The 21,465-nt window shown below is 65.3% G+C and carries 20 protein-coding genes; all 20 read right to left on the bottom strand.

The annotated features are described in order from the left end of the window. Positions 1-58: 58 nt before the first annotated feature. The 20 genes from atpG to Bsp3421_RS30155 all read right to left on the bottom strand — a co-directional run bounded on the left by atpG (position 59) and on the right by Bsp3421_RS30155 (position 21,385). A complete protein-coding gene (gene atpG, locus Bsp3421_RS30250; protein ID WP_274000174.1) occupies positions 59-934 on the bottom strand; it encodes a F0F1 ATP synthase subunit gamma in 876 nt (291 codons plus the stop codon). Positions 935-1,003: 69 nt separating this feature from the next. Further along, on the bottom strand, positions 1,004-2,545 hold the full coding sequence (atpA, locus tag Bsp3421_RS30245; protein WP_252982015.1) for a F0F1 ATP synthase subunit alpha: 1,542 nt from the start codon (positions 2,543-2,545) through the stop codon (positions 1,004-1,006). Between the two features lie 48 nt (positions 2,546-2,593). After that, entirely contained in the window at positions 2,594-3,133 is a 540-nt protein-coding gene (locus Bsp3421_RS30240) for a F0F1 ATP synthase subunit delta (protein WP_274000172.1), read from the bottom strand. A gap of 2 nt (positions 3,134-3,135) precedes the next feature. Further along, the gene (locus Bsp3421_RS30235) at positions 3,136-3,606 is read right to left on the bottom strand and encodes a F0F1 ATP synthase subunit B (RefSeq protein WP_274000169.1); all 471 of its coding nucleotides are present in this window, start codon (positions 3,604-3,606) and stop codon (positions 3,136-3,138) included. A 127-nt stretch (positions 3,607-3,733) separates the two neighbouring features. Then, positions 3,734-4,003, bottom strand: coding sequence for a F0F1 ATP synthase subunit C (atpE, locus tag Bsp3421_RS30230; protein WP_025990054.1), 270 nt, complete (start codon positions 4,001-4,003; stop codon positions 3,734-3,736). A 76-nt stretch (positions 4,004-4,079) separates the two neighbouring features. Further along, positions 4,080-4,931 (bottom strand): F0F1 ATP synthase subunit A, encoded by an 852-nt coding sequence (gene atpB / locus Bsp3421_RS30225; RefSeq protein WP_274000161.1) that lies wholly within the window; start codon positions 4,929-4,931, stop codon positions 4,080-4,082. Between the two features lie 113 nt (positions 4,932-5,044). Further along, positions 5,045-5,578 carry an ATP synthase subunit I gene (locus Bsp3421_RS30220; RefSeq protein ID WP_274000158.1) on the bottom strand — a complete coding sequence of 178 codons (534 nt, stop codon included), beginning with the start codon at positions 5,576-5,578 and terminating at the stop codon, positions 5,045-5,047. A 546-nt stretch (positions 5,579-6,124) separates the two neighbouring features. Further along, positions 6,125-7,255 (bottom strand): SLC13 family permease, encoded by a 1,131-nt coding sequence (locus tag Bsp3421_RS30215; RefSeq protein WP_274000156.1) that lies wholly within the window; start codon positions 7,253-7,255, stop codon positions 6,125-6,127. A gap of 10 nt (positions 7,256-7,265) precedes the next feature. Beyond that, positions 7,266-8,153: a ParB/RepB/Spo0J family partition protein gene (locus Bsp3421_RS30210; protein WP_274000153.1), complete on the bottom strand. Its 888-nt coding sequence runs from the start codon at positions 8,151-8,153 to the stop codon at positions 7,266-7,268. Positions 8,154-8,192: 39 nt separating this feature from the next. Then, positions 8,193-8,963: a ParA family protein gene (locus tag Bsp3421_RS30205; RefSeq protein WP_274000150.1), complete on the bottom strand. Its 771-nt coding sequence runs from the start codon at positions 8,961-8,963 to the stop codon at positions 8,193-8,195. Between the two features lie 54 nt (positions 8,964-9,017). Then, the gene (gene rsmG / locus Bsp3421_RS30200) at positions 9,018-9,656 is read right to left on the bottom strand and encodes a 16S rRNA (guanine(527)-N(7))-methyltransferase RsmG (RefSeq protein ID WP_274004410.1); all 639 of its coding nucleotides are present in this window, start codon (positions 9,654-9,656) and stop codon (positions 9,018-9,020) included. Positions 9,657-9,703: 47 nt separating this feature from the next. Then, positions 9,704-11,677: a tRNA uridine-5-carboxymethylaminomethyl(34) synthesis enzyme MnmG gene (gene mnmG / locus Bsp3421_RS30195; protein WP_274000147.1), complete on the bottom strand. Its 1,974-nt coding sequence runs from the start codon at positions 11,675-11,677 to the stop codon at positions 9,704-9,706. A gap of 163 nt (positions 11,678-11,840) precedes the next feature. Then, positions 11,841-12,599: an ABC transporter ATP-binding protein gene (locus tag Bsp3421_RS30190; RefSeq protein ID WP_443111607.1), complete on the bottom strand. Its 759-nt coding sequence runs from the start codon at positions 12,597-12,599 to the stop codon at positions 11,841-11,843. Beyond that, the gene (locus Bsp3421_RS30185) at positions 12,599-14,383 is read right to left on the bottom strand and encodes a branched-chain amino acid ABC transporter ATP-binding protein/permease (RefSeq protein ID WP_274000145.1); all 1,785 of its coding nucleotides are present in this window, start codon (positions 14,381-14,383) and stop codon (positions 12,599-12,601) included. Before Bsp3421_RS30185 ends, Bsp3421_RS30190 begins: the two co-directional genes overlap by 1 nt. Positions 14,384-14,388: 5 nt before the next feature. Then, positions 14,389-15,444 carry a branched-chain amino acid ABC transporter permease gene (locus Bsp3421_RS30180; RefSeq protein ID WP_274000144.1) on the bottom strand — a complete coding sequence of 352 codons (1,056 nt, stop codon included), beginning with the start codon at positions 15,442-15,444 and terminating at the stop codon, positions 14,389-14,391. A gap of 92 nt (positions 15,445-15,536) precedes the next feature. Further along, positions 15,537-16,694 carry an ABC transporter substrate-binding protein gene (locus Bsp3421_RS30175; protein WP_274000143.1) on the bottom strand — a complete coding sequence of 386 codons (1,158 nt, stop codon included), beginning with the start codon at positions 16,692-16,694 and terminating at the stop codon, positions 15,537-15,539. A 158-nt stretch (positions 16,695-16,852) separates the two neighbouring features. Beyond that, on the bottom strand, positions 16,853-17,812 hold the full coding sequence (locus Bsp3421_RS30170) for a hypothetical protein (protein ID WP_274000141.1): 960 nt from the start codon (positions 17,810-17,812) through the stop codon (positions 16,853-16,855). 457 nt (positions 17,813-18,269) lie between these two features. Then, a complete protein-coding gene (locus Bsp3421_RS30165; protein ID WP_274000140.1) occupies positions 18,270-19,244 on the bottom strand; it encodes a branched-chain amino acid ABC transporter permease in 975 nt (324 codons plus the stop codon). Continuing rightward, positions 19,244-20,128 carry a branched-chain amino acid ABC transporter permease gene (locus tag Bsp3421_RS30160; protein ID WP_274004408.1) on the bottom strand — a complete coding sequence of 295 codons (885 nt, stop codon included), beginning with the start codon at positions 20,126-20,128 and terminating at the stop codon, positions 19,244-19,246. Before Bsp3421_RS30160 ends, Bsp3421_RS30165 begins: the two co-directional genes overlap by 1 nt. 60 nt (positions 20,129-20,188) lie before the next feature. After that, positions 20,189-21,385, bottom strand: a complete 1,197-nt coding sequence (locus tag Bsp3421_RS30155; protein ID WP_274000138.1) for an ABC transporter substrate-binding protein — start codon at positions 21,383-21,385, stop codon at positions 20,189-20,191. Between the last annotated feature and the right edge of the window lie 80 nt (positions 21,386-21,465).

Raw genomic sequence — 21,465 nt, 5'->3', positions numbered from 1 at the left:
CTTTAAATACCTGATTCTTTACTCGCGCAAGGGCGCAGTTGTCGTTCCGGGCGCCCGCTTAAACAGCGGCTGCGCCGCCGACGATCTCCGACAGTTCTTTCGTAATCGCGGCCTGACGGCTCTTGTTGTACACGAGCTGCAGTTCGCTGATCACCGTCTTCGCGTTGTCGGACGCGGCCTTCATCGCGACCATCCGCGCCGATTGCTCGGACGCCATGTTCTCCGCGACGGCCTGGTACACCAGCGCCTCGACGTAACGCACGAGCAGTTCGTCGACGACGGCCTGCGCGTCCGGCTCGTAGATGTAGTCCCACGACGTCGACGGCGTGCCGTCATTCGCCTCGAAGTGCTCCGACGACAGCGGCAGCAGCTGTTCGATCACCGCTTCCTGCTTCATCGTGTTGACGAAGCGCGTGTACGCGATATAAACCGCTGACAGCTTGCCTTCCGAGTACAGATCGAGCTGCGTCTTCACGGCGCCGATCAGCTTGTCGAGATGCGGGGTGTCGCCGAGATGCGAGACCTGCGACATCACCTTCGCGCCGAAGCGGTTCAGGAAGCCGAGGCCCTTGCCGCCGATCGCGGTGGCTTCGACCTTCTGGCCCTTCTCTTCCAGCTCCTTGAACTTCTGCACCGTCGCGCGCAGCACGTTGGTGTTCAGCCCGCCGCACAACCCCTTGTCCGTCGTGACGAGGATGATGCCGGCCGTCTTCGCGCCGTCGTTCGCCACCACGAACGGGTGGCGGTACTCCGGGTTCGCACGGCTCATGTGCGAGGCGATGGCACGGACCTTGTCCGCGTACGGACGCGCGGCGCGCATGCGTTCCTGCGCGCGGCGCATCTTCGATGCGGCCACCATCTCCATCGCCTTCGTGATCTTGCGCGTGTTCTGCACGCTCTTGATCTTGCCGCGAATTTCCTTCATTCCAGCCATAGCTTGCTCCTTGACCGAAGCGGCGCGGGTGCGTCAGCCCCCGCGCAGCCTCAGTGTGTCACTCGCGGATCAATAGGCACCCGATTTCTTGAAGGATTCGATCGCCGCGCGCAGCGCGCCTTCGTCGTCCTTCGAGAGATCCTTGGTGTCTTCGATGCGCTTGATGAGGTCAGCGTGGCTGGTCTTCAGGTTGTCGCGCAGGCCCTTCTCGAACGGCAGCACTTGCTTGACGTCGAGGTCGTCGAGGTAGCCGTTGTTCGCGGCGTACAGCGACACGGCCAGTTCCCAGACCTGCAGCGGCTGGTACTGCGGCTGCTTCAGCAGTTCCGTCACGCGGCGGCCGCGCTCGAGCTGCTTGCGGGTCGCTTCGTCGAGGTCCGACGCGAACTGCGCGAACGCAGCCAGTTCACGATACTGCGCGAGGTCGGTACGGATACCGCCCGACAGCTTCTTCACGACCTTCGTCTGGGCGGCGCCGCCGACGCGCGACACCGACACGCCGGCGTTGATTGCCGGGCGGATGCCTGCGTTGAACAGGTCGGTTTCCAGGAAGATCTGGCCGTCGGTGATCGAGATCACGTTCGTCGGAACGAACGCGGTCACGTCGCCTGCCTGCGTTTCGATGACGGGCAGCGCCGTCAGCGAGCCGCTCTTGCCCTTCACTTCGCCGTTCGTGAACTTCTCGACGTACTCTTCCGAGACGCGAGCCGCACGCTCGAGCAGACGCGAGTGCAGATAGAACACGTCGCCCGGGTAGGCTTCACGGCCCGGCGGGCGGCGCAGCAGCAGCGAGATCTGACGGTATGCCCAGGCTTGCTTGGTCAAATCGTCATAGATGATCAGCGCGTCCTGGCCGCGGTCGCGGAAGTATTCGCCCATCGTGCAGCCGGCGTACGGCGCCAGGTACTGCATCGCGGCGGAATCCGATGCCGAAGCGGCGACGACGATCGTGTACGCCATCGCGCCGGTTTCTTCGAGCTTGCGCACCACGTTCATGATCGACGAAGCCTTCTGGCCGATCGCGACGTAGATACAGATCAGGTCCTTGCCCTTCTGGTTGATGATCGCGTCGAGCGCCACCGCGGTCTTGCCGCACTGACGGTCGCCGATGATCAGCTCGCGCTGGCCGCGGCCGATCGGCACCATCGCGTCGATCGACTTGATGCCCGTCTGCACCGGCTGCGACACCGACTTGCGCCAGATCACGCCCGGGGCGATCTTTTCGATCGCGTCGGTCAGCTTCGCGTTGACCGGGCCCTTGCCGTCGATCGGGTTGCCGAGCGCGTCGACCACGCGGCCGACGAGTTCCGGACCGACCGGGACTTCGAGAATGCGGCCCGTCGTCTTGACGATGTCGCCTTCCGAGATGTGTTCGTATTCGCCGAGAATCACCGCGCCGACCGAGTCGCGCTCGAGGTTCAGCGCGAGGCCGAACGTGTTGCCCGGGAACTCGAGCATTTCGCCCTGCATCACGTCCGACAGGCCGTGGATACGCACGATGCCGTCGGTCACGGAGATCACGGTGCCCTGGTTGCGAACGTCTGCGCTCGCTTCAAGGCCCTGGATCCGGCTCTTGATCAGCTCGCTGATCTCAGAGGGATTGAGTTGCATTATTCGCTCCTGATAGTCAATTCTGTTGCGTGCCGGCTGCCTGGGCGCTCAAGCGCTCAAGGCTGTCTGCATGCTGGCGAGCCGCGCGCGGACCGAGGTATCGAGCACTTCGTCACCGACCGTCACGCGCACGCCGCCGATCAGCGACGAATCGATCTCGACCGTCGGCTTCAGCTTGCGCTTGAACTTGCGTTCAAGGTTGGCGATGAGTTCGGTGAGCTGTGCGCCTTCGAGCGGAAACGCGCTGACGATCTGCACGTCTGCCGCGCCTTCGCGCGCGTTCTTCAGCTCGTCGAACTGCGTGGAGATTTCCGGCAGCAGCGCGATACGGTGATTTTCGACCAGCATCTGCACGAAGTTCTTCGCTTCCACGCTGGCTGCCAGCGGCGATTTCACCGCGGCGAGCAGCAGCTCGTTGACCTGCGCGCGGCTCACTTTCGGGCTCGACGCGACGGACAGCACTTCGGGCAGGTGCGCAACCTGAGCCAGCTCTTGCACGAGCGTGGACCAGGCGGCGATATCACCACCCTCGGCCACGCGGAACAGCGCTTCTGCGTAAGGGCGGGCGATGGTTGCAAGTTCGGCCATGATCAGAGCTCGGCTTTCAGTTGATTCAGCAGTTCGGCGTGGGCCGTTTGATCGACTTCGCGCTTCAGGATCTGCTCGGCGCCCTTGACCGCCAGCGTGGCGACTTCGCCGCGCAGCGTTTCACGGGCCTTCACGATTTGCTGATCCGCGTCCGCCTTCGCCTGGGCGATGATGCGGGCGGCTTCGGCATGGGCTTGCGCCTTGATTTCTTCGGCGACCGACTGCGCGCGCTTTTCAGCTTCGGCAACGCGTTGTTGACCGTCGTTACGGGCCTGCGCGAGTTCCTGATCGACGCGCTTGTGCGCCGCTGCGAGTTCCGCCTGACCCTTTTCCGCGGCGGAGAGGCCGTCGGCAATTTTCTTCGAGCGCTCGTCGAGGGCGTTGATCAACGGCGGCCACACGAATTTCATCGTGAACCACGCGAGGATCAGGAACACGACCATTTGCGCAAACAGGGTTGCGTTGAGATTCACGGTGTTTCCTTATCTGCTATTCCGGAAATTGAAACGAGGAGGAGCGCGTCGAATGTGAGTTCGATTGGCGCTCGTCTTCCGTTCCACCCTGCGCCGGCGATCGCTGGCGCAATGCTTCCGAGGAACCTTAGCCTGCGAGCTTCGACAGGAGCGGGTTCGCGAATGCAAACAGCATTGCCACACCAACGCCAATCAGGAACGCTGCATCGATCAGGCCCGCCAGCAGGAACATCTTGGTTTGCAGCGGGTTGATCAGTTCAGGCTGACGTGCACATGCTTCGATGTACTTGCCACCCATCAGACCGATACCGATACAGGCGCCGATTGCACCCAGGCCGATGATGATACCGATGCCGATAGCGGTCAGACCCTGGATGTTGGCGATGAAAGCTTGCATGATCACTCCTTTGTGAAAAGACTTGGAACTGGAATTAAAAAAACTAAAAACAAACCTGCTTGATTCGTCCGGCCGCTTAGTGCGACTCGTGCGCCTGACCGAGATACACCAGCGTCAGCATCATGAAGATGAACGCTTGCAGCAACACGATAAGGATGTGGAAGACCGCCCAGATGCTGCCTGCGAGGATGTGGCCGACGAAGCCGAGCACCGACGCGTCCGCGCCGAAGCCCCACATGCTGCCGAGCAGGGCGATCAGCAGGAACAGCAGTTCGCCTGCATACATGTTGCCGAACAGCCGCATGCCGAGCGACACGGTCTTGGCGACGTATTCCACGATGTTCAGGCCGAGGTTCGGGATCCACAGCAGCGGATGCGCACCGAACGGGGCCGACACGAGCTCATGCACGAAGCCGCCCGGGCCCTTGATCTTGATGCTGTAATAGATCATCAGCACGAACACGCCGAGTGCGATGCCGAGCGTGCCGTTGAGGTCGGCCGTCGGGACGATGCGGTGATGCGGGATGACTTGCGACAGGCCGAGCCAGCCGATGATGCGACCCGGCAGGTCGACGGGCAGGAAGTCGAGGGAGTTCATCAGCGCGACCCAGATAAACACGGTCAGCGCGAGCGGCGCAATGAAGGTACGATTGCCGTGCACGACCGCCTTCGACTGGTCTTCGACCATCTCGACGATCATTTCGATCAGGCACTGGAAACGACCCGGCACGCCCGGCGTTGCCTTGCGGGCAGCCATGTACAGGATGAGGATCGTGGCGAGACCGCAGACGATCGACCAGAACAACGTGTCGAGATTCCAGACATGGATATCGAAAATCGACGTCTGGTGCGCGGTGGAGAAATTCTGCAAGTGGTGCGCAATGTACTCGGACGGATCCAGAGCACGCGAGCCTTCGCTGGTTGCCATAATCGTTAGTGCCACCCAAATTGTCGAAAATCGGTCTATCCGCTTCACCGCAACACTCTATTGCGGGAACGCGCCTGCGCATGTTCCGGTCGAACCGCGCAGGGTTTCATAGTCTATCGCCAGGCCAACGCTATCCAGTACGTCTTCAACACGAGCAGGTACGTGACGAGCAGCGGTACCCAGTGCACCCCGGGGTACCACACGGCGATCGCCACAAACAGTGCGATCGTCGCGCCCATCTTCAGTACTTCACCGACCACCCAGCCCATCACGGAGTCGGCACCGCCCCGCCTCAAACGCGCCGCGAACAATGCGCTCGGCACCCAGCCAATCGCCCCGCCCAGGAATGCGGATTGCGCAGCGGCACCCGGCGGCTTCGAGGAAAACAGCCACCACGCCAGCGTTGCAACCAAGGACAGAACCACTTGCGCGATCACTACCCGATAGGGCGTGACCCGCGAGGGTCGGCTTACCTCCGGCCCGAACAGCGTTTCCGCTTCGGCCCGCGTAAGCGGAACGATTGTATTGTCGTCTTGCTGCTCGGCATCCCAGTCGGCGGCGGCCGCGTGCCGCTTCACAGCCGGTTCGATGCTGCGTTGTGCGCTGTGCTTGTCGTGCCCATTGATCGGCTCCTCCTGACCCGCCATCGCAACCTTCCGCAAAATCTCAGTCCGCCCCAAACTTTCCGAAAGCTTTCGGGGGTGCCTAGCTAACAAATCCGGGCGATTGTAAGCGATAGTTGCAGGTGATTCAAGGCTTTAGACACGACAAAAATCTGCGCGAAACGCCACATCATCATGTGAAAAACACGCCGGCCGGCAACGCACAATGGGGCGGATTTTTGCGCCGGTATTGGATGCCCGAAAAATTCCGGCAAGCATGGAAACAGCGGAAACGTCGCTCGATATGCGCTGCGACGGGCGCGGTCGGGAAGATTTGCCGCGCTGTCGCGGCCTGAAGCCATTCAAGGCAATGCACAGGACGAGCATCGCGGGCCGCATGCGGGCAGCACGCCGGCCGTCGGCACCCCATGCGATCGCCCGACTGCGAACACACCGATGCCGGGCATCAGTTGTCACACCGCCACAGTCCGGCCGATGCGCCGTGAATCGCCCCGCCGCCCGTGACGCGCAATCGCGACCCACGCTGTGCCCCGCCCTCGCGATCCGGCCCGCACACCTCTGCCGCCACGCTCAGCCATGAAGCAGCAGCCACGCCCCCAGCGCCGCGCTCGCCAGCGCGAACGGAATCGACACGAGGTGGAACGGCAGCCACATGCGCGGCTCCTTCGCGAGGCGCACGGCAATCAGGTTCGCGAGCGAGCCGATCGCGAGACCAAAGCCGCCGACCGACACGCCGAATGCCAGGGCACGCCAGTCGCGCGTGAATTCCGACAGCAGGATCGCCGCCGGCACGTTGCTGATGCCCTGCGACAGCACGGCCCCCGCCAAGAACACGCGCAGCGGCGAATCGAGATGAGTGCCTGCGATCGTCTCGTGCACGACGGGCAGCGCGGCCGCGCTGCGCAGCACGACGAACATCAGCACGAAAATCAGCAGCAGCAACCAGTCGATCTTCAGGACGGCATCGCGCCTCATGACGAACAGCACGATCGCCACGCCGAGCAGGCCGGGCAACGGATGATGCGCATCGGCGAGCGGCACGAACGCGGCGAACAACGCCACGGCGATCAGCGCGTGCATGCGCTGCACCGGCAGCGCGACGACATCGCCCGACAGATCGAGAGGCTTCGCGCGAAACGCGCACGCCGTCAGCACGAGCAGCAAGGCCATCAGCGCGAGCGCAAGCGGCCCGAGCGTGACCACGAAGCGACCGAACGACACGCCGCTCAACTGCCATAGAAAAAGATTCTGGGGATTGCCGAACGGCGTGGCGATCGCGCCCGCGTTGACCGCGATCGCGATGTGGATCACGAGCCGCCGGAACGGCAAGGGCGTCAGCGCGCGCAGCGAGACGACGAGCGGGATCACGACGAACAACGCGACATCGTTGGTCAACCACAGCGACAGCGCCGCCGCGAACACCACGAGCAACGCAGCCAAAGCCCGCTCCGAGCGCACGCGCCGCACGATGCGGTGCGCGAGCCACATCAGGAATCCTGATAATTCGAGCGCCTTGGTCAGCATCAGCAGGCCGGCCAGCGTCGCCACCGTCTGCCAGTCGACGAGCCGCGCGAGCGCGGCCGCCGGCAGCGGACGCACCGCCTGCAGCGCAAGCAGCGCGACCACCAGGATCGACAGGATCGGCTCGCGGCGGACGAGCCCGGCGAGACCGCCGAGCGCGCGCGCGACCGCCGACGTCATACGTGCGCGGTCACGCGGCGACGTTGCCACGCAAGCGCACGAGAATCCCTTCGAGCGCGTCGAGGTCGCCGAAATCGATCGTCAGCTGCCCGCGGCCGCGACGCCCGACCTTGATCTTCACGTTCGATGCGAGCAGATCAGACAGCTCCTCTTCGAGACGGCGGGTATCGCGACCGCCGTCGTCCTTCGCGCGCGCCTTGACGGCAGGCTCCGCCTTCGTCGTGTGCGTGACGAGCTTCTCCGTCTCGCGCACCGACATCCGCTTGTTGACGACCTGGTGCGCCAGCGTGATCTGCGTCGCCGCGTCGACGGCGAGCAGCGCGCGCGCATGCCCCATGTCGAGATCGCCCGCGAGCAGCATCGTCTGCACGGGGTTGGCGAGATTCAGCAGACGCAGCAGGTTCGACACCGCGCTGCGCGAACGGCCGACCGACTCCGCCGCCTGCTCGTGCGTGAAACCGAATTCGTCGAGCAGGCGCTGGATGCCGTGCGCTTCTTCGAGCGGGTTCAGATCCTCGCGCTGGATGTTCTCGATCAGCGCCATCGCCGCCGCGGCCTGATCCGACACATCCTTCACCAGCACCGGCACTTCCTCGAGGCCCGCCAGGCGCGCCGCGCGGAAGCGACGCTCCCCCGCGATGATTTCGAATTTATCAGACGAAATCGGACGCACCAGGATCGGCTGCATGATCCCCTGCGCGCGAATGCTGGCGGCCAGCTCCTGCAGGCTGCCCTCGTCCATGCGGGTACGCGGCTGATACTTGCCCGCCTGCAGCTTGCCGAGCGCGAGCACGTTCGGCGCACCCTCGATCTTGACGGCCTCGGTGATGTCGGCGGTGCCGCCGAGCAGCGCCTCCAGGCCGCGCCCCAGCCCCTTCTTCTTTGCTACCGCATTCATCTCGTATTCCTCGATTCGCTCGTTGCCAAGGCGTCGCGCTTACAGCGCGCGAACCCGCTCGATCATTTCCGCGCCGAATTGAATATAGGCCTGCGCACCGCGCGAGCCGCGATCGAACACCACGCCCGGCAACCCGTAGCTGGGCGCCTCGGCCAGGCGCACGTTGCGCGGAATCACCGCATCGAACACCTTGTCGCCGAAGTGCGCCTTCAGCTGGTCCGACACCTGCTGCTGCAGCGTGATGCGCGGATCGAACATCACGCGCAGCAGGCCGATCACCTTCAGGTCGCGGTTCATGTTCGCGTGCACCTGCTTGATCGTATTGACGAGATCCGACAGCCCCTCCAGCGCGAAGTACTCGCACTGCATCGGGATCACCACGCCGTGCGCGGCGCACAGGCCGTTCAGCGTCAGCAGCGACAAGGCCGGCGGGCAATCGATGAGGACGAAATCGTAGTCGTCCTCGACCTTCTCGAGCGCCGCTTTCAGCTGCCGCTCGCGGTTCTCCATGCTCACCAGCTCGATTTCCGCACCGGCCAGCTCGCGGTTCGCCGGCAGTACGTCGTACTTCACCGCTTCCGGACGCACCCGCGCATCGACAACCGTCACGCCGTCGACCAGCACCTCGTAGACGGTCGATTCACATTCCGCCTTGTCGATCCCGCTGCCCATCGTGGCATTGCCCTGCGGATCCAGGTCGATCAGCAATACGCGCTGATCCTGCGCCGCCAGGCTCGCGGCGAGATTGACCGTCGTCGTCGTCTTGCCGACGCCACCCTTCTGGTTCGCCACGCAGAAGATCTTTGCCATCGTTGGTGTGTCCCTCTTTACTTCAAACAGTCCGGGCGCGACAGCGCGCCCCGGTTAAATTGCTTCGTCGAGCTCGACTTGGATCATGTGCCGCTCCGCCTCGAGCATCGGCACGACCAGACGGATCGTCTGCTTCACGTGCGCCCCATCCGGCAGGCGCGCGATCTCGTCGTCAGGATGCACGCCCTTCATCGCCCAGATCGCCCCACCCGGCGCAACCAGATGCCGGGCAAGTGTAACGAAGTCGGAGAGATCCGCGAATGCCCGCGAGACGATTGCATCGAATTTATTCGGCACCTCGACACCCGGCCGCAACGATTCCACCCGGCCCGTGACCACGGACAGATTGCCGAGCTTCAGCTCGGCCTTCGCCTGGTTCTGGAATGCGGACTTCTTGTGAACGATGTCGTTGAGCGTGACTTGCCAGTCCGGCAAGACGATCGCAAGCACGATGCCGGGCAAACCGCCGCCCGAACCGACGTCCAGCACGGACGATGCGCCGCGCGGGCTCAGGTGCGGCACGATCGACAGCGAATCGAGAATGTGCTGGATCAGCATCTGGCGCGGATCGCGAATCGCGGTCAGGTTGTAGACCGCATTCCATTTCGCGAGCAGCGCCACATAGTCGAGCAGCTTGCCGTGCCGCTCATCGGTCAGCGCGACGCCCAGCGCCTGCGCGCCGTCGGACAACATGGCCGCCAGCGCTTCCCGGCTGGCCTGGGATGACGGATGGCGCGCCGTCATTGCTGCGTCGGGACTTGCGCGCCCCCCGTGTCTGCCGTGGATGCCGCGCCCTTCCCGTTGCCGCGTCTACCCAGCCCGCGCTTCAAGTGAACCATGAGCAGCGAAATCGCCGCGGGCGTGATGCCCGAAATACGCGAGGCCTGCCCGATCGTCTCCGGGCGGAATTGATTCAGCTTCTGGCTCGCCTCGAACGACAAACCGCGCACCTCGGTGTAATCGAGCCCTTCCGGCAGACGGGTGTTTTCATGTGCACCATTGCGCTCGATCTCGTCCGCCTGACGCTCGATGTAACCCTGATACTTGACCCCGATCTCGATCTGCTCGTTGATCTGTGCGAGCAACACCGGATCATCGGCCAGCGCTTCCGCCGGACCACACTCGCCATTGCGCAAACCGCACACGCCTTCGTAGCTGACACCCGGGCGACGCAGCAGCTCGGCCAGGCTGTATTCGTGATCGATCTGCTTGCCGAGCAAGGCCATCGCCTCTTCGGCCGGCAAGGTCTTCGGCGTTACCCAGGTCGTGCGCAGGCGTTCGGTTTCACGTGAAACAGCATCGCGCTTGCGGCTGAATGCATCCCAGCGAGCGTCGTCCACGACGCCCAGCTCACGCCCGATCTCGGTCAGGCGCATGTCGGCATTGTCCTCGCGCAGGCTCAACCGGTACTCGGCCCGGCTCGTGAACATCCGGTACGGCTCCAGCACGCCACGCGTCACCAGATCGTCGACCAGCACGCCCAGATAGGCCTGATCGCGACGCGGGCACCACGCGTCCTGCTCCTGTGCATAGCGGCCCGCGTTGATACCGGCCAGCAAGCCTTGCGCCGCCGCTTCCTCGTACCCGGTCGTCCCGTTGATCTGGCCCGCGAAAAACAGGCCGTTGATCACCTTGGTTTCGAGTGATGCCTTCAGGCCGCGCGGATCGAAATAATCGTACTCGATCGCATAACCCGGGCGCAGGATATGCGCCTGCTCCATACCCCGCATCGAGTGCACGAGATCGAGCTGCACATCGAACGGCAGGCTCGTCGAGATCCCATTCGGGTAGAACTCGTTGGTCGTCAGCCCTTCCGGCTCCAGGAAGATCTGGTGCGCGTCCTTCGAGGCGAAACGGTGAATCTTGTCCTCGATCGACGGGCAGTAGCGCGGCCCGACGCCTTCGATCACGCCTGTATACATAGGCGAACGGTCGAGACCACCGCGGATGATGTCGTGCGTGCGTTCGTTCGTATGTGTGACCCAGCACGGCATTTGCTGCGGATGCTGTTCCACCCGGCCGAGGAACGAGAACACAGGAATCGGATCCAGATCGCCGGGCTGCTCTTCCAGCTTCGAGAAATCGATCGTTCGGCCGTCGATGCGCGGCGGCGTTCCAGTCTTGAGGCGCCCTTGCGGCAGCTTCAATTCCTTCAGGCGCGCCGACAGCGAGACCGCCGCCGGATCGCCCGCGCGGCCGCCTGTGTAGTTGTTCAAGCCAACGTGGATCTTGCCGTCGAGGAAGGTCCCGGCCGTGAGCACCACTGCCTTGGCGAGAAAGCGAATGCCGATCTGCGTGACCGCGCCGACCACGCGATCGCCTTCGACGATCAGGTCGTCGACTGCCTGCTGAAACAGCCACAGGTTGGGCTGATTCTCGAGCCGGTGCCGGATTGCCTGCTTGTACAGCAAGCGATCGGCCTGGGCGCGCGTCGCGCGGACCGCCGGCCCCTTGGACGAGTTCAAGATACGGAACTGGATACCGCTTTCGTCCGTGGCGGCAGCCATCGCCCCGCCCAGGGCATCGACTTCCTTGACCAGATGACCCTTGCCGATCCCGCCGATCGACGGGTTGCAGCTCATCTGCCCGAGCGTCTCGATGTTGTGGGTCAGCAGCAGCGTCTTGACGCCCATGCGGGCGGACGCCAAAGCGGCTTCCGTGCCGGCGTGACCGCCGCCGACAACGATTACGTCGAATTCAGTGGGAAAAAGCATTGCGGACTTCGTGCGAGGGGGCCGCGCACGAACCTTCAGAGAAATGTATGGGGCGAATTATAGCGGGTTCGCTTTTGGCCCGAATTTCATCCGAATGGCCAACCAACAAAAACGGCGTGTTTCACGTGAAACACGCCGCCTTTTTCCAACACCCGGCGATCGCCTAGGCCGACTTCCTGGCCAGGCCCAGGTAGGTTTCGATCACCCGTGGATTGCGCGCCAACTGCGCCGCCGGCCCCTCCAAGGCGAACTCGCCGGTCTCCAGCACATAGGCGTAGTCGGAGATCTGCAACGCGGCCCGGGCGTTCTGCTCGATCAACAGCGTCGCGACCCCGGTGCTGCGCAGCGCGCTGATGATATGGAAGATCTCCTTCACGATCAGCGGGGCCAGACCAAGGCTCGGCTCATCGAGCATCAGCAAGTCCGGCTTTCCCATCAACGCACGGCCGACCGCCAGCATCTGCCGCTCCCCGCCGGACAGCGTGCCGGCCGCCTGACGCCGCCGTTCCTTGAGCCGTGGAAACAACGAGAACACCGGATCGAGCTGATCGAGAAAGCGCGCGTCCCCGGCGCGCTTGCGGCGGTATGCGCCGAGCACAAGGTTGTCCTCGACCGACATCGACGCAAACAGCTCGCGCTTCTCCGGCACGAGGCACATCCCGCGCGCCACCCGCTGCTCGACGGGCAGCCGCTCGACCTGTTCGCCGCGGTAGCGCACCGCCCCATCCGCATGACCGCTGGCCGGCAGTGCGCCCATGAGCGCATTGAGCAGCGTCGATTTGCCCGCGCCGTTCGGGCCGATCACGCTGACGATCTGCCCTGCCCCGACCGCGATCGCCGCGCCATGCAGCGCCTCGACCTTGCCGTAGCGCACCGAGAGGTCCCGCACGTCGAGAATCGGCGTCGTTGCCTGCTGCGTCATCATTCCACCCCGCCGAGATAAGCTTCCAGCACCGCCGGGTCTTTCTGGACCTCCTCCGGCAAGCCTTCCGCGATCCGCGTACCGAATTCCATCACGACCAGCCGGTCGGTGAGATTCATCACGAAATCCATGTCGTGCTCCACCAGCAGCACGCTCATGCCCTCCGCCCGAAGCCTGCGCAGCAGGTCCGCCAGTTGCTGCTTCTCCTGGTAACGCAGGCCGGCGGCCGGCTCGTCCAGCAACAGCAAGGTCGGATCGCAGCACAGCGCACGCGCGATCTCCAGGATCCGCTGCTGCCCGAGCGCGAGGCTGCCGGCCTCGTCGTGCATGTGCGCTTCGAGCCCAACGCGTCGGATCTGACGCGCCGCTTCGGCCATCAGGCGCGCCTCCTCGACCGCATTCAGCCGGGCAATGCTGCGCCACACGCCGGTCGAGCCGCGCAGATGCGCACCCAACGCGACGTTCTCGAGCACGCTCATCGACGGCAGCAGCTTCACGTGCTGGAACGTTCGACCAATCCCGCGCGCGACGATTTCACGTGAAACCAGCGTATCGATCCGCTCGCCCCTGAAGCGGATCGAGCCGGAAGTCGGCCGCAGCACGCCCGTCACGAGATTGAATGTGGTCGACTTGCCCGCGCCGTTCGGGCCGATCAGGCCGATGATCTGCCCTGCCTTCACCTCGAAGCTGACGTCGTTGACCGCGACGAGCCCGCCGAACTGCTTGCGCACGCACTCGACGACGAGCAGCGCATCGCCCGCGCGCGGCTTGTCACGCTGCGGCAGCGACGCCGCCTGTTCGGGCGCCATCGCAGCCGGTTCGCGCGGAAACAGTCGGGCCACAAAGGGCCAGACGCCTTGCCGCGCATACTGCAGCAGCACCACCATCAGCACGCCGAACACGATGATCTCGAAGTTGCCGTCCTCGCCGAGCAGCTTCGGCAGCAGCGTCTGCAGGTAGTCCTGCAGCACGGTGAGGATCGCCGCGCCGAGCACCGCGCCCCACACGTGCGCCACGCCGCCGACCACCGCCATGAACAGGAATTCGATGCCGTGGTTCAAACCGAACGGCGTCGGATTCACCGCGCGCTGCAGGTGCGCGTACAGGAAGCCGGACACCGATGCGAGCACCGCGGCATACACGAAGATCACGACACGCATCCACGCGGTGTTCACGCCCATCGCCTCGGCCATTACACTGCCGCCGCGCAGCGCACGGATCGCGCGGCCGGGCCGGCTGTTCAGCAGGTTCTGGACCGACACCACCGCGCCCAGCACCACGACCCAGATCAGGTAGTAGAAGCCGCGCCCGCTGTCGAGCGTCACGCCGAACACGCTCAGCGCGGGAATGCCGTTGATCCCGTCGTACTTGCCGAGCAGGTCGAGATTGCCGAACAGGAAGAACAACGCGAGCCCCCATGCGATCGTGCCGAGCGGCAGGAAATGGCCCGACAGCCGCATCGTCACCGCGCCGAGCAGCAGCGCGATCAGCGCCGTCAGCACCACGCCGGCGAGCAGCCCGAGCCACGGCGACCACCCCCAGGCAGTCGTCAGGTAGGCGGTCGCATAGGCCCCGATGCCGACGAAGGCCGCCTGCCCGAAGCTCGTCATCCCGCCGATGCCCGTCAACAGCACGAGCCCGATCGCGACGATCGAATACAACCCGATGTAGTTCAGCAGGGTGATCCAGTATTCCGGCACCCGCAGCACGCCGGGCAGCACCGGCAACGCGAACAGCAACACGAGGAACAGCCAGAACAGCCGGTTGCGGATCAATGTCTTCATCGCCCTCACTCCTCGCCCTCTTCCGCATGCGGCGTCGCCAGACTGCGCCACAGCAGCACCGGGATGATCAACGTGAAAACGATGACCTCCTTGTACGCACTCGCCCAGAACGACGAGTAGGATTCGAGCACGCCGACCAGCAGCGCGCCCGCGGCCGCGAGCGGGTAGCTGACGAGCCCGCCGACGATCGCCCCGACGAAGCCCTTCAGGCCGATCAGGAAGCCCGAGTCGTAGTAGATCGTGGTCAGCGGGCCGACCAGGATGCCGGACAGCACGCCGAGGCCCGCCGCCAGCGTGAACGCGAGCCGGCCCGCCTGCGTGGTGCCGATCCCGACCAGGCGCGCGCCGACGCGATTCACCGCGGTCGCCCGCAAGGCCTTGCCGGCGATCGTGCGATCGAAGTACACGTAGAGCGCGGCGATCAGGACGAGCGCCGTGACGACGACCCATACGCTCTGCAGCGACACCGACAGCGCGCCGATCGAGAGCGAGGCATCGGCGAACGGCGCCGTGCGCGAGCCTTCCGCGCCGAACATCACGAGGCCGAGGCCGACCAGCGCGAAATGCACGGCGACCGACACGATCAGCAGCAGCAGCGTCGAGCCCTCGGCGATCGGCTGGTACGCAAGCCGGTACACGAACGGCCCCATCGGCACGACGATCGCCAGCGTCAGCGCGATCTGCGCGAGCATCGGCATTGCCTGCGGCGCGACGCTGCGCGCGACCGCGAGGATCGCAAGCGGCAGCAGCACGTCGCGCCCCGCGAGCAAGGCGACCGTGCGGGCCAACCGGTGCCGCCGTTCGCGATGCCGAGCCAGCCCGCCCAGTTCGAGCAAAAAGCAGCCGATGCCCATCGCGACCAGCAGCCAGCAGGTCGCCGGCACCTTCTGCGTTTGCAGGGCGGCGAGCGTGAGCACGCCGTACGACACGAACTCACCCTGCGGGATGAAGATCACCCGCGTGACGGAAAACACCAGCACCAGCGCGAGCGCGAGCAGCGCATAGATCGCGCCCGTCGTGACGCCGTCCTGGGCAAGGATCGCCGCAATCGAAATATCCATACCGTTTCTTCATCCGAGATTTCGTCCGGGATCGTCGGGACCGAGCGACGCCGCGGCCCGCGAGCGCGCTCGAACGGGACAGCCGCGCAGCGTCAGTCCGCCTGCAGCTTCCACTTGCCGTCGACGATCTGCACCATCACCCGCGCGCGCGCATCGAAGCCGTTGTGATCGGTCGGCGTCGTGTTGATCACGCCGTGCGACACCGGCAGGTCCTTCACGTTCTCGAGCGCCGCGCGCAGCGCCTCGCGGAACGCCTCGGTGCCCGGCTGCGCCTTCTTCAGCGCCTCGGGAATCGCGCGCGCGAGCATCAGCCCCGCATCCCACACGTGGCCGCCGAAGGTCGACACCGTGCCCGCGCCATAGGCCTTCTCGTACGCCGCCTTGTAGGCCTGCGACGGCCGCTTCGCGGGGTTGGAGTCGGGCAGCTGGTCGGTCACGAGCACGGGGCCTGCCGGCAGCAGCTCACCGTCGCAGTCCTTGCCGCACACGCGCAGGAAATCGTTGTTCGCGACGCCGTGGGTCTGATACACCTTGCCCTTGTAGCCGCGCTCCCGAAGCGCCTTGGCCGGCAGCGCGGCCGGCGTGCCGGCGCCCGCGATCAGCACCGCGTCGGGATGCCCGGCGAGCGTCTTCAGCACCTGGCCCGTCACCGATGCGTCGGTGCGGTTGTAGCGCTCGTTGCTGACGATCTTCAGCCCGTTCGCCGCGGCGGCGGCATTGAACACCGCGTACCAGCCCTCGCCGTACGCGTCGGCGAAGCCGATGAAGCCCACCGTCTTCACGCCGTGCCCGGCCATGTAGCCGGCGATCGCGTCGGCCATCAGCCGGTCGTTTTGCGGCGTCTTGAACATCCAGGCGCGCTTCGCGTCCATCGGCGCGATGATCTGCGCGCTCGCCGCGAGCGAGATCGTCGGCGTCTTGCCCTGCGCGACGGGATCGATCATCGCGAGCGAATTGGGCGTGACGGACGAACCGATGATCGCGTCGACGTGATCCTCGTCGATCAGCTTGCGCACGTTCTGCACTGCCCGGCTCGTGTCGGAGGCGTCGTCGAGCACGATGTAGTCGACCCGCTTGCCGCCGATTTCGCGCGGCAGCAGCGCGACCGTGTTCTTCTCGGGGATGCCGAGCGACGCGGCGGGCCCGGTCGCGGACAGCGTGACGCCGATCTTCAGCTGCGCCGACGCGGCCGTCGCGCTCCCCAGCAGCCCGGCCGCGCAGGCCATCGCCATCCATCGCTTCATCTTCATTGCGTGTCTCCAAACGCTACGCGAAACGCGTATTGATCGATCCGGCCCGGGGCCGGCGCTGACTTCCACGTGAAACCGCGCGTGCCGCGCGCAACAAAAAAGGCGCGTCCTGCCGCACGCGCCTTCCATTCCGCTCCCGTCCTGTCGCGAACCTGCTGCTAGCCCAGCGCCGGCATGCGCCGGCCGCCGGTGAGGCCGACCCATGCGCGGGCGCGAGCGCCAAGGCGCGCGTGATCGGTCGGGTGCAACGTGAAAACGCCGGACAACGCATGCTCGAGCGCCGCCGGTATCGCGGAAGGCGGCAAGCTGTCCGCCTTCCGGGCGCGGCCGTCGACAGTCGAGCCCGGCCTGTGTCCGCAGGCCGGCTCACGCGTGAGCGTGCACGGCCCGGCGGAACGTGTATCGGGCCATGCGCCTGCCGCCGCCAAGCAGATGCCAATGCGATTGTCGTCGCGAGCCTGCGGGAAGTCTTGATTGGAAGCGTTCTGCGTCTGGCGGATCGCGATGGCGTCGTTGCACGCTTGCCTCGGTTGCCCGGAAGGCAGAGCAGCCCTCGCGATCGCCGGCGCGGCGGGAGGCTCGTCCGGCGCCATCCTTCCCTGCCCGCTCGCAACGGTGGCGTTGCGCGCGAAACGTCCGCTTGCCGCCGTCGTGCGCCGGCGCGCCGCGACGGCACCGCTGAGCGCCGTGAGCCGGTCGGCGTTGCAGCCAGCCGCGGTGATCGCGCCGCGCTCAAGCACCCACGAACGGCCGCCTGCCCTTGAGCGATTGGTCCATCGCGCCGCGAACACCCGGGCGCACCTCACGCCCATCGGCTCGACCCGCGACGCGCGCGAGCCCGGGACGACATCGATCATCCCGGGCGAATCCGGTGCCGCGATGGTGATGTCGATCAGATGGAGGGAGAAGTTGACGGTCTGGGCGGCGTCGCCCCTGCCGGCTTGGGCCTTCAGACCGGGGGCTGCCCTAGCCAATCGGGAGATCGCGCGCTCGCCGGTGATGCGGAGCGACACCGCGGCACCCGCGGCCCGATCCCCCTCGCCCTTTCCGGCGCCAGCCTGCGCCGGCCCCGCGAGATATGCCGCCCCGATGCCGAAGAACCGCCACGCCCGCTTCATCAAACCCGTCTCCGAGATTCGCGCTGCTCGTTGCTCTGGTCTATTGTGTGCTGCTATTCCCGACTACCCGGTCAGTGAAAGGCGAGTGTAACGGACGCGCGCGGCACGCGATAATCGGGTAAGCCCGAGGCGGAGGATGGGACGGAGCGGAACCGCACGACGCGTGCAAATCGCGCGCGCAAAGAAAAAGCGCTGTTGGATTCCGTCCAACAGCGCTTCCGTGGGTCCGGGCACTGAGTGCCTCGATTGTCTCCTCGTTCTCCACCTGCAAATTCGTTTCGCGGTGCATCAGAACTGAGACGAAGATTAAAGCAAGCCTACAGGGCGCGACAACCTAGCATTTACCCCTATGGTGCATCGCCGCACGAAATTGGGGCGCCGGACAGGCGTTTCCAGCGGCATTTCCACGACAAATTGAATCGGATTCCGAACGATTTTGGTGCTCCGCATCATCCGCTCAGGAGGCGCGCAACGGCTTCAATCGCGCGATCGCCTCGCCCACGATTCCACGCCGGAACGCCAGCACGCAGGCGATGAAAATCAGCCCGGTGACGATCGTCGCCGATTCGCCGAGCGACTGGAACCACTCGATGCCGGTCGAGGCCGCGAGCCACGCGCCGATGTCGCCCAGCCGGTCCTCGAGCGCGACGATCAGCGCGGCGCCGACGAGCGGCCCGAACAGCGTGCCCATCCCACCCACCAGCGTCATTAGAATCACGAGGCCCGACATGGTCCAGTAGGCGTCGCCGAGCGTCTCGAAGCCGAGCACGATCACCTTCAGCGCGCCGGCGAGCCCCGCGAGCGCCGCCGACAGCACGAACGCGAGCAGCTTGAAGCGATCGGTGTCGTAGCCGAGCGAGATCGCGCGCGGCTCGTTCTCCTTGATCGCGACGAGCACCTGGCCGAACGGCGAATGCACGACGCGCACGATGAACAGGCACGCAAGCACCACGATGGCGAGCACCACGTAGTACAGCGCGAGATCGGACCCCAGGTCGAGCAGCCCGAACAGGCGGCCGCGCGGCACGCCCTGGAGGCCGTCCTCGCCGTGCGTGAACGGCGCCTGCAGGTAGATGAAGTACACCATCTGCGCGAACGCGAGCGTGATCATCGCGAAGTAGATGCCCTGCCGGCGGATCGCGAACAGGCCGACGACGAGGCCCAGCAGCGCCGCCGCGCCGACGCCCGCGAACACGCCGGCCTCAGGCGTCGCGCCCACCGTCTGCAGCGCGTAGCCGGTCACATAGCCGGCCGTGGCGAGGAACATCGCATGCCCGAACGACAGCAGCCCGGTAAAGCCGATCAGCAGGTTGAACGCGGCCGCGAACAGCGCGAAGCACAGCACCTTCATCACGAACAGCGGATACGCGCCCGCGAACGGCGCGACGACCAGGGCGGCCAGCAGCAGGCCATAGAGCGCTTTCTTCTGCATCATCGTTCCTTGCCGAACAAGCCTGCGGGGCGAACCAGCAGCACGATCGCCATGATCACGAACACGACCGTCGCCGACGCCTCCGGATAGAACACCCGTGTGAAGCCCTCGATCACGCCGAGCAGCAGCCCGGTGAGGATCGAGCCGAGAATCGACCCCATTCCGCCGATCACGACCACCGCGAACACCGTGATGATCATCGGCTGCCCCATCAGCGGCGACACCTGGATCACCGGCGCGGCGAGCACCCCCGCGAACGCCGCGAGCGCGACGCCGAAGCCGTAGGTGAGTGTGATCATGAGCGGCACGTTCACCCCGAACGCCTCGACGAGCCGGGGATTCTCGGTGCCGGCGCGCAGATAGGCGCCGAGCCGGGTCTTCTCGATCACGAACCAGGTCGCGAGGCACACGGCCAGCGACGCGACCACCACCCATGCGCGATAGTTCGGCAGGTACATGAAGCCGAGGTCGGTCGCGCCCGCGAGCAGCGCCGGCACGTCGTACGGCTGGCCCGACGAGCCGTAGACCGAGCGGAACACGCCCTCGACCACGAGCGTGAGGCCGAAGGTCAGGAGCAGCCCGTACAGGTGATCGAGCCGGTACAGCCAGCGCAGCATCGAGCACTCGATCAGGATTCCGAACAGCCCGACCAGGATCGGCGCGATCACCAGCATCGCCCAGTACGGCAGGCCGAGATACGCGAGCCCCATCCAGGCCAGCATCGCGCCCAGCATGAACAACGCGCCGTGCGCGAAGTTGATCACGTTGAGCAGCCCGAAGATCACTGCGAGCCCGAGGCTCAGGATCGCGTAGAAGGATCCGTTGACGAGGCCGAGCAACAGCTGGCTCAGCATCGCCGACATCGGTACGCCGAAGATATCCATCGAATCTGCCATCCGGTTGAAATCATGCCGCGCGCCGCTCCCCGGCGCGCGGCGCGGCCCTCACTTCCAGAGCGCGCAGCGCGATTCCTGCTTGGTCGCGAACGCCTGCTCGCCCGGGATCGTCGCGAGGATCTTGTAGTAGTCCCACGGCTCCTTCGATTCCGACGGCTTCTTCACTTCCATCAGGTACATGTCGTGGATCATGCTGCCGTCGGTTCGCACGTAGCCCTTCGCGTAGAAATCGTCGATCTTCTGCTTCTTGAGCTGCGCCATCACCTTGTCGGAATCCGTCGAGCCCACCGCCTGCACCGCCTTCAGATAGGTCGTCACCGACGAATAGTCAGCCGCCTGCAGGCTCGACGGCATCTTCTTGGTCTTCGCGAAGTAACGCTGCGCCCACTTGCGCGACGCCTCGTCGCGATTCCAGTACCAGCTGTCGGTCAACACGAGGCCCTGGGTGGTGTCGAGGCCGAGGCTGTGGATGTCGTCGATGAACACCAGCAGCGCCGCGAGCTTCATCGTCTTGGTGATGCCGAACTCCTTGGCCGCCTTGATCGCGTTCACGGTATCGCCGCCCGCGTTCGCGAGCCCGAGGATCTGCGCCTTCGAGGCCTGCGCCTGCAGCAGGAACGACGAGAAATCCGACGCCGACAGCGGATGCCGCACCGCGCCCAGCACCTGGCCGCCGTTCGCCTTCACGACGTCGGAGGTGTTCTTCTCGAGCGCCTTGCCGAACGCGTAGTCGGCGGTCAGGAAGAACCAGGTCTTGCCGCCCTGCTTCGTCACCGCGGAGCCCGTGCCCTTCGCGAGCGCCATCGTGTCGTACGCGTAGTGGATCGTGTACGGCGTGCACTGCTCGTTGGTCAGCGTGTCCGCGCCCGCGCCGATGTTGATGTACACCCGCTTCTTCTCCGCCGCGACCTGGTTCATCGACAGCGCGGTCGCCGAATTGGTGCCGCCCACCAGCAGGTCGAGCCCGCCCCGGTCCATCCATTCGCGCGCCTTCGAGGCCGCGATGTCCGCCTTGTTCTGGTGGTCCGCATAGATCACCTCGATCGGCTTGCCGTTGACCTTCCCGCCGAAGTCGGCCACCGCCATCCGGATCGCCTCGAGGCCGCCCTGGCCGTCGATGTCGGCGTAGAGGCCCGACATGTCCGTGATGAAGCCGATCTTCACCGTATCGGCGGCCTGCGCCGCCGATACGGTCGAAAACGCCGCGACGACGACGCAGGCGCGCGCGAGGGTCTGCAATTTCATGAACGTCTCCTGTGTGATGCGTTGTGGTTGTAGGTGCAGCGACAGCGGAAACGGAAACGGAAACGGAAACGGACAGGATC

Source organism: Burkholderia sp. FERM BP-3421 (genome assembly GCF_028657905.1).
GTDB lineage: Bacteria > Pseudomonadota > Gammaproteobacteria > Burkholderiales > Burkholderiaceae > Burkholderia.
Note: the sequence above shows the minus strand (reverse complement) of the source record. Positions and strands in the feature narration are given on the sequence as shown.